The following is a 15,923-nucleotide window of genomic DNA, read 5'->3' as shown; positions in this document are numbered from 1 at the left end:
AATTGATATAAAGTGGCACTTTCGTGCCACAGCTATCAGCTGTCTGCAAATGGTTTTTATTACGGAAGGTCTGTTTTCTAGACCTGTAGGGTCTGTCGTGAGCCAAATCAAATTCTTCAATTCAAAACTATAAACCTAGTTCAACCTCTGAAAACACAGTAATCTTAAAGGATTTAGATGTTGAACTCAAAGGTCTTGAATTAGCTGATAGCTCATAGCAGATAGCTGACGACTGTGTCACCTGCGGTGACACAATATATCAATAATATTTAAAATTATAGTATTCATTAATTTAATTATTGCAGTAGAAAAATAATAAAAGGGAGGGAACCTAAATGGTTGATAAAATAAGAAAACATATCTATTTAAGCGGTAGAGTCCAAGGAGTAGGATGTCGAGCTTATATCAACCAAAATGCTAATATGTTAGATGTATCCGGGTGGGTGAAGAATTTAACTGACGGACGAGTAGAAGCAATATTTGCAGGGCCTCAGAATGCAGTAAAAGAAATGCTAGAGATTGCTAAAGAAGGACCTCCTTTTGGTAATGTGACTGATATTGAAGTTTATAATGAGGAGTATAAAGGAGAATTCAAGAAGTTTAGAATTAAATATTAAAAATGAAACTAACTAAAATACTTACTGAAAAATAAAAAGAGTTTAAAATTATTTATCAGGGCTGATGTTAGAGTTGGCCCTGGATTTATTTTTTGTAAATTAGATGATTATCAAGTCAATTATTAATTAGTCACTTATGAACATATAAACTTAAATATAATTTAAGAAATAAAATCATCATAAAATTCTAGATCATTCAACTCTTTAAAGATTTTACGGATCAATAAAGAATAAACTTTTAGTCAGACAGATGTTGACAAAGGAGAAAAATTAAGATATTATTTGTATGTACAAACATTAATTTAAGGGAGCGAAGACAATGATAGATAAATATCTGCATAATTGTTTATATTTCACAGCTAACAAATTATCAAGGGCAATAACGAAAATGGCAGAAGAAGAATTTAGGATTGTAGGACTAACTCCTAATTATGCTTTTTTGTTAATAATAGTATATGAGAACGAAGGGGTGGGACAGAAAGAAATAGGAGAAAAATTACATCTTGCTCCTTCAACCGTAACTAGATTTGTAGATAAGTTAAAAAGTAAAGGACTAGTCGAAAAGAAAAGTGAGGGGAAAAGGGCTTTAATTTATTTAACGGATAAGGGAATTGAGTTGCAAGATGATATTAGACGCGCCTGGAAAAATCTTCACAAAAGATATTCGGAAATTTTAGGCGAGGATGCAGCCGAAGAATTAAATCAATTAGTCGATGAAGCTGGAATTAAGTTAGAAGAAAATTTGTAAATTGGATTTATTTATGATTGTTATTAAATAAGCTCGTATGTATAAGTAATATAGGACAACAGATATATGTTAGTGGTGTTAATTTAATCTTAAGAGAAAATGATTTTGTAAGGAGGAGTAGTTGATGCAATTTAAAATATTTAATTTTATCTTTTATATGGGAATGGCTACTTTTCTTTACTTTAATGTTTATTTTAAAAGTATTGGTTTAACCTCTACTCAGATTGGAAATATCAATTCAATTGCGAAAGCGATTTCTTTATTAATTCTTCCTCTGTGGGGGATGGCTGCTGATTATTTTAAAGTGAATAAAAGATTATTAATGATAGCAGTGTCAGGAACGTTGGTAGCCAGTTTATCATTTTTATTATTTCAAAAATTTGTTTTTGTGTTGTTAATAATGATTGTATTTTTAATCTTTTTAACTCCAATAATTCCTTTAATTGATTCCCAGTTATTAGGTTACTTAGGTGAGTCGGGAGATCAGTATGGGAAATATAGAATTTGGGGTTCAATTGGGTTTACTTTGATAGTACCGTTGATCGGTTTTTTTCTCGAACGGACTAGTCCTGGGAATTTATTTTTTGTTAGTGGGGCTGTATTTCTACTTACTTTAGGATTAACTTATACTTTGCCAGAGAGTAATGTCGAGGTAGAGCTTAATGATTTTCGTGAGTTTAAGTTTTTATTTCAGCACAAAACCTTGCTAATTTATATTGTTTTTGAATTTTTAATTTATATGACTTACTATACGTATAATGTTTTCTTTCCTATTTATATTATGGACAATGGGGGAGGAGAAACATTAGTAGGGATTGCCCTAGCAGTTGCTGCTATTAGTGAAATGGGAGTTTTCTATTTTTCAGAACAGATTATACAGAAATTTGAATTTAGATATATTTTTCTGGTCTCAGCTCTGTTTTTTTCACTGCGTTGGTTTATAGTATCTCAATTTCCTATTCCGGCAGTGTTATTAGTTTCTCAATTATTACATAGTTTAACTTTTGGTTTATTTCATGTGACTTCAGTTAATTTTATCAATTTAATCAGCGGAGAGCGGTTTAAGGCTACAGGTCAAAATTTATATGCTACATCAAAAGGGGTTAGTGCAATAGCCGGGAGTGCTCTCGGCGGCTGGATTTATGATAATTTAAGTGGAGGAGTTTTGTTTTTGAATATAAGTGTTATTGCCTTACTGGCTGGAATTGTTTACTTTTTAATTTTAAGTTATCAGGCGCGGCACCAAGGATATGCAGAAAAAATTTAAACTTATCCCTTAAAATGGGTTGACAAAAGAGGGAAAATAGTATATCATTTGTATGTACAAATGATGAGCTAAATTTTGGAAAGAAAAAAGATATATTTTTTTAAAGTATATTTGTATGTACAAACAATAACAAAGAGTGGGTAGAAAGTTAGGTACTGCTAGACTGATTTTTAAATTACCAGGAAAGAAAATTATTCCTCAAAGGTAAAATTACTTAAATTAATAATATTATAGGAGGAATTAACCATGGGAAATGAAACTTTACAGACTATTAAAGAGAGAAGGACAGCTAGGGCTTTTAAGGAAGAACAAATTAAAGATGAAGAACTAGAAGCGATTTTAGAAGCGGGGATGTATGCACCAAGTGCTCATAATCATCAGTCGTGGCATTTTACAGTAGTTCAGAATCAGAAGTTGCTAGATGAAATGAGTGAAGATGCTAAAGAAGATGCTAAAGGTTTTGATGATGAACAAATTCAAAAGATGGCGAATAATGAAAAATTTAATATTTTTTATGATGCTCCTACAGTAATTATAGTTTCGGGAGAAGATGAAACAATGATGCCGGAGATTAATTGTGCAGCAGCAACAGAGAATATGTTACTTACTGCTGAGTCTTTAGATATAGGAGCCTGTTGGAATGGATTTGTTACTTTCTTATTTAATGGAGAAAAAAGAGAAGAATACTTGGAAAAACTTGATATTCCAGAGGGGCATACTCCTTATTATGGGGTTGCTTTAGGTTATAAGCAGGTAGAATCAGGAGAGGCGCCTGATAGAAGAGAGGATAGGATTCAATACATAAGTTAAGCAAAAGAAAGGTTAATTAATGAAAAAAGCATTATAAAGAGGGGATTAATATGTTTAATTTAAAGAAGGAAGGTGCGGGATTTTTTATATCCGCAATCTAAACAACAAACTAGTAATTTTTTAGAGCAAGCAATGTCAGAAGAATGGCCGGGATTTGTAATAGCAGAAGTTGAAACTGAAGAATACCTAGGACAAATTGACTTTGGGGAGATACTTTATCTGAATTAGCTTATTGGTTTGAAGTTGATATGTCTAAGCTGGTAAAGATTAATAATATAAAAGATCCTGATCTATGCAGGAGATAAATTAGTTCTTCCTACTAATAAGTAAAAATAAATAGTTGATTTAATAAAGAGTAGTTCCTAGGGGAGCTACTTCTTTTTTAGTTTTAGGTCATTTTCTACTTCTAACCTGAATAATTTATAATAATAGTAGTATTAGAAAGGAGGGGAGTCTGGTTGACCGAAGAACAGAAATTATATAATTTATCTACTGTTGAATTAGAGCAAGTACTGGATACTAATTTACAAAAGGGATTAACGGAAAATAAAGTTGGGGCTAGATTAGATCAAGTAGGTTTTAATCAGTTACCTACTAATGATAGTAAGTCTATTTTTCGTTTATTGTTAGAACAATTTCAAGATTTTATGATCTTAGTCTTAATTGGAGCTACAGCTATTTCCTTTTTCTTAGGGGAAATGGCAGATGGGATTACTATTTTAGCAATTATAATTTTAAATGCCTTAATGGGTTTTATCCAGGAGTATAGAGCAGAAAAGTCATTAGAAAAGTTACAGGAATTTTCTGCTCCTGAGGCTATGGTGTTAAGAAATGATCAATTAGTAGAGATTCCAGCTCGAGAACTAGTTCCTGGAGATATAATCCATTTAAAACGAGGCGATAAAATACCAGCAGATTGTAGAGTGATTGCAGCTGATAATCTAGAAGTTAATGAAGCTTCTTTGACTGGAGAATCAGTACCTGTAAGTAAAGCAGCAACTAGTCTATCTGGGCAAGTAGCAGTGGGCGATAGAAAGAATATGTTACATATGGGTACTACAGTTACTAAAGGACGAGGAAAAGCAGTGATTACTTCTACAGGTGTAGGTACTGAAATGGGCCAAATTGCTGATTTATTACAACAATCTAGTAGCAGTTTAACTCCTCTACAAAAAAGATTAAAGGCGTTAGGTAAGTGGTTAGTGTTTGTTTGTCTCTTAGCTTGTGTGTCTGTAGTTGTTTTAGGGGTTATCAAAGGAGAACCTATTTATAGGATGTTCTTATCAGGTATTAGTTTAGCAGTAGCTGCTATTCCGGAAGGACTACCGGCAATTGTGACTTTGGCCCTAGCTATTGGGGTGCAGAAGATGAGTGAACGGAATGCAATTATTAGGAAGTTACCAGCAGTGGAAACCTTAGGTTGTGCTACAGTAATTTGTTCGGATAAAACAGGAACTCTGACTAAAAATGAAATGGTAGTAGAACAGATATATACTAATAATCAACTTTATTATTGTCAAGCAGAGGGATTTAATTATCCAGAATTAGAAGAATTATTAAAGATAGGAGTGATCTGTAATAATGCTCAATTAAAACAAGATAAATCGTTATCGTCTAAGTTAAAAAATAAAATGTTAGGTACTAGTCGACAAGAAGTAGTAGGAGATCCTACAGAAGGGGCCTTATTACTGGCTGGAGATCAGATTGGTCTAAAAAAGGATACTTTAGAACAGCAATTTAGTGAACGGTTAGAAGTTCCCTTTAATTCTGGGCGAAAAAGGATGTCTGTAATTGGAAGACAAGAAGGCCAGTATAAATTATATGCTAAAGGAGCACCTGATATTTTAATTGAGCGGTGTAGTCATTATCTGGAGGAAGGAGAAGTTAAGAAGTTAACGCCAAGTAAAAAAAGAGAGATTATGGAGAACAATGATCAATTAGCCAGTCAAGCGTTAAGAGTTTTAGGTTTAGCTTATCGTGATCTGGGAAGGAGTTTGGATAGAGATAATTTAGAAAAATACGAAACAAATCTAGTCTTTGTTGGTTTAGCAGGAATGATGGATCCCCCACGAACTGAAGCTAAAGAAGCTATTGCTCGTTGCCAGAGGGCTGGTATTCGCCCTAAGATGGTAACTGGTGATCATAAACAGACAGCAGTAGCTATAGCTAAAAAACTTAATCTGTTAAAAGCTAAGGATAAGGTGGTTACTGGTTTAGAGTTAGAAGAGATGAGTGATCAGCAGTTGGCCCGGGAGATTGAGGATATTGCAGTCTTTGCTCGGGTATCACCGGAAGATAAATTAAGGATTGTAAATCTTTTACGTGATCAGGGACATATTGTAGCCATGACAGGAGATGGGGTTAATGATGCTCCAGCAATTAAAGAGGCAGATATTGGTATTTCCATGGGGGGAAAAGGAACAGATGTAACCCAGGAGGCTTCTTCTTTAGTTTTAGCTGATGATAACTTTGTAACTATTGTAGATGCAATAGAAGAAGGAAGAGCTATTTATGATAACATTAGAAAGTTCATTCGTTATTTATTGTCCTGTAATATTGGTGAGATTCTAACTATGTTTTTAGCTTCTTTGTTGGGATTACCATTACCATTAGTTCCGATTCAGATATTATGGGTTAATTTAGTAACTGATGGTTTTCCTGCTTTAGCTTTAGGGTTGGATCCAGCGGATGATGATATTATGAATAGACCGCCTCGAGAGACTGAAGAGAGTGTATTCTCGCGGGGATTAAAATGGCGGATTATAGGTCAAGGAATTTTAATTGGATTAGGCACTTTATTTGTCTTTTTATGTGGTTTGCAATTTGGTGATTCTTTGGCTAAAGCCCGAACCATGGCTTTTACTAATCTGGTAATGGCTCAGTTGTTTTTTGTCTTTAGTTGTCGTTCGGAAGAACATAGTTTATTGCGGATGAACCCTCTAAGTAATTTATATTTATTAGTAGCAGTTGGTTTGTCCTTTGGCTTACATTGGTTAGTATTATATCAACCTTTCTTCCAGATGTTATTTAAAACCACCTTATTAACTAAACAAGAATGGGGAGTAGTCTTATTAGTTTCTGGAGGTTCTACTTTCTTAATAGAAACAGTGCAGTTTATAACTAATTTAATCAAAAATAAAGTATTTATGGTGGGATTTAAATAATCTACTAGTTAAGAGAGGTAGCTTTGGCCCTCTCTTTTTGTTTTAGGAATTATAATTTAAGCGATTAGAGCATATATATTGATTAAGATAGTGCTTTATTAGTTGGGAGGTGGTGAAAGTGAATTATTATATTTATGCTACTGACCATGCCATCAAAAGATATCAACAACGACAAAAAGCAATTAGTCGTTCTAAAGCAATTCATAATATAGTTGAGGGAGTAAAAAGAAGTAGGTTGATTGGATTTGCTAAAGGAAAAAGAGAAATCAGAGAACACCGGGGGGTTATATTTGTTTGTGAATTAGAAGAAGATAAGATGAATGTAATTACTATTCTTAATAGTAAAGCTGAATTGAGATTTATTGAAGATAATAATGAAGTGAATTAATTATTTAAGATTATTAAAAAAATATATCAGAAGACTCTTGATTTTCATTCTGTTAGGTAATATACTTATGAATATAAAGTAGTAAATAATGAGCTAAGAGGAGATGAGACTAGTGGAGTTGAGAAAATTTGTTGAAGCGAGTTTATTGTTGGCAGGAGGATTTGTCTTGCATCAGATTATGCCACCTATTCCAATAGGGGCTGGAATGCGACCAGATATGAGTTTGTTGATGCTATTTATTATTATAGGTCTCTATCAAAATAAGAAGTTAACTTTATTATCCGGGGTGGTGACAGGAATAATATCTGCTTTGACGACTACTTTTCCTGGGGGCCAAATACCTAATTTAATTGATAAACCGATTACCGGTTTTGTGGTATTAGGTTTATTTTTAGTAGCAGATAAGTTAGAGATTCCTACTAAGTTTAGTTTGGCTATTATTGGTAGTGTAGGAACAATTGTAAGTGGAGGGCTGTTTTTAGGTTCAGCTTATTTAATAGTTGAGTTACCTAAGGCATTTGCAGCTTTATTCTCTACTGTTGTTTTACCAGCAGTCTTGTTGAATACTGCTTTTATGTATGCCTTATATCCGCTAATTGTTAAGATTAAAGGCTCTTTGTCAACAATTGAATTGGATTCTAATAATAAAGCAGCCTAATTAGGCTGCTTTATTCATTTTTTTGGTTAACAGAAGGAACTTAGTTATGTTATAATATCAGAGTGCTTATATTAAAAAATAAAAATTTAAATTTCACTTTATATTATTTTAATTTTTGAGCACAATAGATGACAGAATTAATAGTAGTTTAAGGAGGAAAAGATGAATTTATCTACAGCATTAAACAAGAAGCAAGAAAAAGCAGTAAAAACAACTGAAGGGCCTGTTTTAGTATTAGCTGGGGCAGGAAGTGGGAAAACAAGGGCATTGACTTATCGGATTGCATATTTGATTGAGCAAGGAGTGGATCCTTATAATATCCTAACATTAACTTTTACTAATAAAGCAGCTGAAGATATGCAACGAAAAGTTAAAGATATAATCGGTGATAAACCATCTAGGATGTGGATGGGTACTTTCCATAGTGTAGGGGTTAGGATCTTAAGTCAAAATCTAGCAGAGTTAGGTTATGAATCAGGGTTTGTAATTTATGATCAAACAGAAAGTAAGGCTTTAGTTACAGATATTATTGTTACTTTTGATCTAGATACTGAAACATATGATCCTAATAGTATATTAGGAATTATCAACCAAGCCAAACAGAACTTATGGACTAAACAAGACTTGGTAGAGCATTATGACCAGCAAGAATTTTATCAAACTGTAGCTGATATCTATCAAAAGTATAACGAAACTTTACAGAAGAATAATGCTTTTGACTTTAATGATTTAATTAAGCAGACAATTGAATTATTTCAGGAGCAAGAAGAGATATTAGATAAATATCAAGATAGATTTAAATATATCTTGATTGATGAATATCAGGATACTTCACCAGCACAGTATCAGTTAGCTAAAATGTTATCCCAAAAACATAATAATATTTTTGTGGTAGGAGATGACTACCAAAGTATATATAAGTTTCGCGGGGCAGATATGAGTAATATTCTTGATTTTAGTGATGATTTTGCTGATTGTGAAGTGATCAAACTAGAGAAAAATTATAGATGTAAAGAGAATATTATTCAAGCCTCTAATGTTTTAATTAGCAATAATTTTAATCAATTCGATAAACAAGCTTGGACTGATAACCAGGCTGGAGAACCAGTTGTAATTACTGAAGCTAGTGATGAGTATGGTGAGGCTGATTATATAGCTGATGAGATTAAAACTTTAGTTAGGTTTAGTGGTTATGAGTATAGTGATATTGCTCTGTTATATCGCTCTAATCACCAATCAAGAGTAATCGAGGAGGCTTTTATTAAACAACAAATTCCTTATCATATTGTAGGTGGATTAGGATTTTATGATCGGCGAGAGATTAAGGATACAATCAGTTATTTAAAGGTAGCTGTTAATCCACAAGATACAGTAGCTTTAAAGCGAATAGTTAATGTACCTAAGCGAGGTTTAGGACCAAAGACTATAGATAAATTAATTAATTATGCTCAAGAGTATGTACCAGAATTTGACCTCTTTAGTTTTGCGCAAGAAGATGCTTCTTTAGGGTTATTTGATGTCATGAAAGACCCTACTCAAGTAACAGGAATAGGTGCTAAGAAGGCTACTAAGATTAAGAAGTTTCATCAGGATTTAGAAGACATTATAGAAATTAAAGAATCTAATCTGGCCTTACCGGATAAGGTTGATAAAATTTTAAAGCGAAGTGGTTATCGGGCTATGTTAGAGTTGGATGATTCGGAAACAGCCCAGACTAGATTGGAAAATATACAAGAATTTTTAACTTTAGCTGCTAACTATTATTCTAAAAATAAAAATAGAGATTTAGAGGATTTTGTCCGTGATTTAAGATTGTTTTCTGATCAAGATGATTTAACTAAAGCTAATCAGGTAAAAATGATGACTGTTCATGCTGCTAAAGGACTGGAGTTTCCAGTTGTTTTTATAGCTGGTCTTGAGGAAGAAACTTTTCCCCATTACCGGAGCTTAAAGACAGGTTTACTAGAGGATATTGAAGAGGAAAGAAGGTTATGTTATGTAGCTATGACGCGAGCTGAAGATAGACTATATATGAGCTATGCTTTAGAGCGGCAAAAATATGGGGAGACTAAACAGATGAAACCAGCTAGATTTTTAGAGGAATTACCGCAAGAGGTTATTTTAGAACAAAATCATAATCTTGGTTTTTAATTTATAAAATCAGAAAGATGGTTTGGTTAACAGAAGAAATTCAATTATTCTTTACAGCAGAAGAAATCTATGATTATGAGTAAGGTGTGCCTTTAAAGGTGCACCTTATTTATTTTAAAAGTAGTAATTATTAGGCTTGTAACTAAATATAATATACTATTAAGTGGTATGTTACCAGAATATTACTTGACAATTAATTGATATAAATGCTATAATTTAACTTCAGAGGTGATTATTATGGAATTTTACGGAAGTTTTTCGGTGAAATCGAAATTGCCGGAGCGAATTAATAATTTAGAAGATTTAGCTTATAATCTATGGTGGTCTTGGAATTATAAAGCAGAAGAATTGTTTAAACGGATTGATAGACAGCTATGGCAAGAATATAATAATAATCCAGTAGAGTTGATTTATAATATTAGTCAGTCTAAATTAGAAGCATTAGCTACTGATAAAGAATTTTTACAGCAGTATGACGAAGTGATTAGTGACTTTGAAGCTTATCTAGCAACTGATGATACGTGGTTTCAACATAATTTTCCTGATTATTGTACTAATTCCCAGGAAGTAATTGCTTATTTTTCAGCTGAATTTGGTCTTCATGAATCCTTACCTATTTATTCAGGTGGTTTAGGAGTATTATCTGGTGACCATTGTAAGTCAGCTAGTGATTTAGGGTTACCTTTTGTGGGGGTAGGTTTACTATATAGATCAGGTTATTTCAAACAGCAGATTAATGAGGAAGGCTGGCAAGAAGCATTCTATCCTACATTGGATCTTAGTTATCTACCAGTTACTCCGGCTCAAGATGATACAGGTAACGATTTAAAGGTGCAGGTTAAATTAGCTAATAGAGAGGTTATAGTTAAGGTCTGGAAGTTACAAATTGGTAGAGTGAAGTTATTTTTGTTAGATACTGATCTTCCAGCTAATAATGCCACCGATAGACAATTGACTTCTCGGTTATATAGTGAAGAACAGGAAACGAGGATATCCCAGGAGATAATTTTAGGGATTGGTGGTACTAAAGCACTAGTTGCTTTAGGTTATAATCCTGTTGTCTGGCACTTAAATGAAGGACATTCAGTCTATTTAGAATTTGCCAGAATAAAAGAATTAATGAAGCAAGCCAACTTAGAGTTTAATGAAGCAATGGAAGTTGTAGCAGCTAATAGTGTCTTTACTACCCATACTCCTGTTCCAGCTGGTAATGAAGTCTTTCCTTTTGGTTTAAAGGAGAAATATTTTGCTAATTACTGGGGAGAATTTGATTTAACTAAAGATGAATTTATGAATTTAGGATGTGTGCATGATGTAGAACAAGAGGAAGGGTTTTGCTTAACTGTTTTAGCTCTTAAACTAGCTAGGTATAATAATGGTGTTAGTCAATTACATGGAGAAGTAGCTAGTGATATGTGGGAAGAAATCTGGGGGGGGGTTCCGACAGAGGAAAATCCTATTACAGCTATTACTAATGGAATTCATACTTTAACTTGGTTGGCTCCAGAATGGGAAGAATTATTTGATGAGTATCTACCTGCTGATTGGAGACAACAGATTACTGATCAGCAAATGTGGGAGCAGATAAGACAAATTCCTGCTGCTGAATTTTGGCAAGTCCATTACCAATTAAAAAGTAAATTAATTGATTATGTTAGAGATAAAGATTTGGCTCGGCGGAAAAGATATGGTAACTTAGCTAGTAAAGATGAAGGGTTATTAGATAAAGATAAGTTAACAATTGGTTTTGCGCGGAGGTTTGCTACTTATAAACGAGCTACACTAGTCTTCAATGATTTAAAGAGATTAAGTAATATTTGTAATCAATCTGATAGAGAAGTTCAGTTTATATTTGCTGGTAAGGCTCATCCAGCTGATGTACCTGGCCAGGAATTAATTAAAAAGATTTATGATATCAGTCAGCAAGAAGAATTTAAAGGACAGATAGTAATTTTAGAGGATTATGATTTAGAGATGGCTCGTTATCTAGTGCAGGGTGTTGATGTGTGGTTGAATAATCCTCGACGTCCTTTAGAAGCTAGTGGAACTAGCGGTCAAAAAGTAGCAGCTAATGGGGGGTTGAATTGTAGTGTGCTTGATGGCTGGTGGTGTGAAGGTTATAATGGGAAGAATGGTTGGGTGATTGGTCGGGAGATCACTTATGATGATCAAGCAAAACAGGATGAAATAGATAGTAATTCCTTATATTATATTTTAGAAAAGGAGATTATTCCTCTCTATTATGATGTTGAACGGGGAGTAGCTACTAACTGGATTACCCGAATGAAAGAAGCAATGATTACTAGTATTCCTGTTTATAGTACTGATAGAATGGTCCAGGAGTACACTACAGAGTTATATTTACCGGCTTATAACCGAGGAACAGAACTAAAAGCTAATCAATATCAAAAGGCTAAACAGTTAGTTGCTTGGAAAGAAAAACTAACTTCAGCGTGGTCAGAGATTGAATTAAAGGCTGGTGACCAAAAAATAGATAATGAAGTTTATAAATTAGAGGAAAAGATTGAGTTCTCTGTTCAAGTGGAGTTAGCTACTTTGCGTCCTGCTGATATAGAGGTGGAATTATATCTATTATCTGAAGCTAATAAAGAAACAGAAGTTTTTACTATGGAATTAAAACAAGAATTAGCGCCAGATAGATTTATTTATAATCTAAGCGTTGATTTGAGCCAATTAAAGTATAATGGTGATTATAAATATACTTTTAGAGTGGTACCTGAATCAAGTAAATTAACAGACAAACATGAGCTAGGATTAGTAACTTGGCTATAGCTATTAATTGATACTGGAATTAGTTCCAGTGTTTTTTGTTTTCAGTTTTATATCATATAAATTACATAATAAATAAAATTTGACAATTAATTAGCAGGGTATTATAATTTAACCAGCGACAAATAAACATATTTTACAAATTATATAAAGTGAATTATAGGAGGTAAAAAATGAATCAGGAACAACTAAAAGTTCTATTTGTTTCTTCAGAAGTAGTTCCCTTTGCTAAAACAGGGGGATTAGCAGATGTAGCTGGTTCACTTCCTCAGGAACTGAAGAAATTAGGTGCTGATGTTAGAGTAGTAATGCCTGAATACAGTCAGATTCCTGACGAATATTTACAAGAAACAGAACATGAACTGCATTTTCGGACTAAAGTTGGCTGGCGGAATAATTATGTAGGAGTTAATAGTTTAGAAAATAATGGAGTAACTACTTATTTTATTGATAATAAGAATTACTTTACTACTCCTGGATTATATGAAGGAGATAATAAAGCAGTTAAATTTGCTTTTTTTTGTAGAGCAGTGCTAGAAATGTTACCTAAGTTAAATTTCAAACCTGATATTATTCATTGTAATGATTGGCAGACTGGTCCTTTAAGTATGATGTTAGAAGAGAATTATAAATTATATGATTTTTATCAAGACATCAAAACTGTGTATACTATTCATAATTTACGGTATCAAGGGGTATTTGGAAGAGAAATTTTAGAAGATGTATTAGCTTTAGACGCTAAGCACTGGGTTACTGGTGTAGTTAAACATAATGATTGTGTCAACTATATGAAGATGGGCATTAATATGTCTGATATTGTGACCACAGTTAGTGAAACTTACGCTGAAGAAATTAAGACTCCTTACTTTGGAGAAGGACTGGATTATGCTCTGCGAATGAATGGTGATGATTTATATGGCATTGTTAATGGATTAGATTATGAGGACTATAATCCAGCTACTGATGATGCTATTTATGCTAATTATGATCAGGATGATTTAGCAGGTAAAGTAGAAAATAAACTCCAATTACAAGCAGCAATGAATCTGCCACAAAATAAAGAGGTAGCAGTTATTGGTTTAGTTACTCGGTTAGTTGACCAAAAAGGTTTGGATTTAATTACTCATATAATAGATGATTTAGTAGAAGAGGATAACTTACAGTTTATTATGTTAGGAACAGGAGCTGCTGAATATGAAGAAATATTTGCTGAATTAGGAGCAAGATATCCTAATAAAGTAGCAGCTAATATCATGTATGATGCCGAGTTGGCCCGGAAAATTTATGCAGGTAGTGATCTATTCTTAATGCCTTCGCAGTATGAACCATGTGGCTTAGGACAATTAATCAGCTTAAGATACGGGACTATTCCTGTTGTACGAGAGACTGGGGGCTTAAATGATACTATCCAGTCTTATAATGAAGAAACAGGTGAGGGCAATGGTTTTAGCTTTACTAATTATAATGCTCATGATTTGTTATATACTATTAGAAGAGCCCTTCATTTTTATTATGATCAACCTCAAGTCTGGACTAAGCTTGTTACTAAAGCTATGCAGGAAGACTATAGTTGGCAACAGTCAGCTGAAGAATATTTAGACTTGTATAATAAGTTAGTTACTACATAATAATTTGGGAGTGATACATGTGGAAGAAGAAAAAGGTTATTTATCTTTAGTACTACACGCTCATTTGCCTTATATTCGGCACCCTGAGCATGAAGATTTCATGGAAGAACATTGGTTATTTGAGGCAATTACTGAAACTTATATTCCCTTGCTAGATCATTTTGCTAGTTTACACCAGGAGAATATAGAATATAGATTAACTATGTCTTTAACACCTCCTTTAATGGAGATGTTAACTGATCCATTACTCCAGCAGAGATATCTTGATTATTTAGATAAATTAATTGAATTAGCCACTAAAGAACTAGATAGAACTCAAGATCGGCCTCAGATTAATAAAACAGCTGCTCATTATTTACAAAGATTTCAAAAAGCAAGAAAGATTTTTGTAGAAGATTATGATTGTAATTTAGTGACAGGTTTTAAGAAATTTCAAGATCTAGGTTATTTAGAGATTATTACTTGTGGGGCTACTCACGGGTATTTACCTTTAATGCAGCAGTATCCAGAAGCAGTTAGAGCCCAGATAGAACAAGGGGTTAAAACTTATAAGCACCATTTAGATCGTGCTCCTAGAGGTATTTGGTTACCAGAGTGTGCTTATTATCCTGGAATGGATGATATACTAAAAGAATATGGGTTACGCTTTTTTGTTGTTGATACTCATGGTATTTTACACGCTGAACCAAGACCTAAGTATGGAGTTTTTGCTCCTATTTATACAGAATCAGGAGTAGCAGCTTTTGCTCGCGATCAGGAATCTTCTCGTCAAGTTTGGAGTTCTGAATCTGGTTATCCAGGTGATCATGATTACAGAGAATTCTATCGTGATGTCGGTTATGATGCACCTATGGATTATATTGCTCCTTATATTCATCCTGATGGGATCCGAATGAATACAGGAATTAAATATCATAAGATTACTGGAGATAAGACTAGTTTACATCAGAAAGAACCTTATGATTATGAAGTTGCTCGTGGTCGAGCCGAAGAGCATGCAGCTGACTTTTTATCTAATCGGGTCCAGCAGATAGATTATTTAGATCAGCTAATGGATCGTAAGCCAGTAATTGTGTCTCCTTATGATGCTGAATTATTTGGTCATTGGTGGTATGAGGGACCTGATTTCTTGTATCATTTATTGAAAAAAACTGCTTGTGATCAAAATCAAGTAGAATTAATTTCTCCTATTGATTATCTAGAAGAGTATTCTAGTAATCAAGTTAGTCAACCACCTACTTGTAGTTGGGGCGCAAATGGTTATAATGATGTCTGGTTAGATGACAGTAATAATTGGATCTATCGCCATCTTCATCAGGCAACTGAAAAAATGATTGAGCTAGCTAGTACTATTAATGACCCGGATGAAGTGACTGAAAGAGCCCTTAATCAAATGGCTCGTGAATTATTGTTGGCCCAGAGTAGTGATTGGGCATTTATTATGATGACAGGAACAACTGTAGAGTATGCTGTCTACCGGACTAAAGGTCATATCCATCGTTTATTTGAGTTATATGATCAAATAAAGGCAGGAACAATTGATCAAGAGTGGTTAGATGAATTAAACTGGAAAGATAATCTATTTCCTAATATTGATTATAATATGTATAGCAAACATTACGAACCAAATACTACAACAACTGATCAAGAGTTAACAATTGTAGCTAATTAGTAATTGGAAATAATTATATATTCAGCACTG

General features: G+C 33.4%; 12 protein-coding genes. All 12 read left to right on the top strand.

The window, feature by feature from the left end; all coding sequences use genetic code 11:
* Positions 1–335 precede the first annotated feature (335 nt).
* The 12 genes from ACYQ3D_RS09200 (at position 336) to ACYQ3D_RS09145 (ending at position 15,893) form a co-directional block, all read left to right on the top strand.
* A complete protein-coding gene (locus ACYQ3D_RS09200; protein WP_459838025.1) occupies positions 336–617 on the top strand; it encodes an acylphosphatase in 282 nt (93 codons plus the stop codon).
* Positions 618–936: 319 nt separating this feature from the next.
* On the top strand, positions 937–1,365 hold the full coding sequence (locus tag ACYQ3D_RS09195; RefSeq protein ID WP_459838024.1) for a MarR family winged helix-turn-helix transcriptional regulator: 429 nt from the start codon (positions 937–939) through the stop codon (positions 1,363–1,365).
* A 124-nt stretch (positions 1,366–1,489) separates the two neighbouring features.
* Positions 1,490–2,632 (top strand): MFS transporter, encoded by a 1,143-nt coding sequence (locus ACYQ3D_RS09190; protein WP_459838022.1) that lies wholly within the window; start codon positions 1,490–1,492, stop codon positions 2,630–2,632.
* Between the two features lie 246 nt (positions 2,633–2,878).
* On the top strand, positions 2,879–3,442 hold the full coding sequence (locus ACYQ3D_RS09185; RefSeq protein WP_459838020.1) for a nitroreductase family protein: 564 nt from the start codon (positions 2,879–2,881) through the stop codon (positions 3,440–3,442).
* A gap of 72 nt (positions 3,443–3,514) precedes the next feature.
* Positions 3,515–3,670 carry a hypothetical protein gene (locus ACYQ3D_RS09180; protein ID WP_459838019.1) on the top strand — a complete coding sequence of 52 codons (156 nt, stop codon included), beginning with the start codon at positions 3,515–3,517 and terminating at the stop codon, positions 3,668–3,670.
* Between the two features lie 230 nt (positions 3,671–3,900).
* Positions 3,901–6,606 (top strand): calcium-transporting P-type ATPase, PMR1-type, encoded by a 2,706-nt coding sequence (locus ACYQ3D_RS09175; protein WP_459838016.1) that lies wholly within the window; start codon positions 3,901–3,903, stop codon positions 6,604–6,606.
* Between the two features lie 118 nt (positions 6,607–6,724).
* Entirely contained in the window at positions 6,725–6,994 is a 270-nt protein-coding gene (locus ACYQ3D_RS09170; RefSeq protein WP_459838014.1) for a hypothetical protein, read from the top strand.
* A gap of 112 nt (positions 6,995–7,106) precedes the next feature.
* A complete protein-coding gene (locus tag ACYQ3D_RS09165; protein WP_459838012.1) occupies positions 7,107–7,652 on the top strand; it encodes a tryptophan transporter in 546 nt (181 codons plus the stop codon).
* Between the two features lie 162 nt (positions 7,653–7,814).
* Positions 7,815–9,803 carry an ATP-dependent helicase gene (locus ACYQ3D_RS09160; RefSeq protein WP_459838010.1) on the top strand — a complete coding sequence of 663 codons (1,989 nt, stop codon included), beginning with the start codon at positions 7,815–7,817 and terminating at the stop codon, positions 9,801–9,803.
* 237 nt (positions 9,804–10,040) lie between these two features.
* Positions 10,041–12,596 carry an alpha-glucan family phosphorylase gene (gene glgP, locus ACYQ3D_RS09155; protein ID WP_459838008.1) on the top strand — a complete coding sequence of 852 codons (2,556 nt, stop codon included), beginning with the start codon at positions 10,041–10,043 and terminating at the stop codon, positions 12,594–12,596.
* Positions 12,597–12,766: 170 nt separating this feature from the next.
* Entirely contained in the window at positions 12,767–14,221 is a 1,455-nt protein-coding gene (gene glgA, locus ACYQ3D_RS09150) for a glycogen synthase GlgA (protein ID WP_459838006.1), read from the top strand.
* Between the two features lie 19 nt (positions 14,222–14,240).
* A complete protein-coding gene (locus ACYQ3D_RS09145) occupies positions 14,241–15,893 on the top strand; it encodes a glycoside hydrolase family 57 protein (RefSeq protein WP_459838004.1) in 1,653 nt (550 codons plus the stop codon).
* The last annotated feature ends 30 nt before the right edge of the window (positions 15,894–15,923 follow it).

It is taken from the genome of Halanaerobaculum tunisiense, from assembly GCF_054657635.1.
Note: the sequence above shows the minus strand (reverse complement) of the source record. Positions and strands in the feature narration are given on the sequence as shown.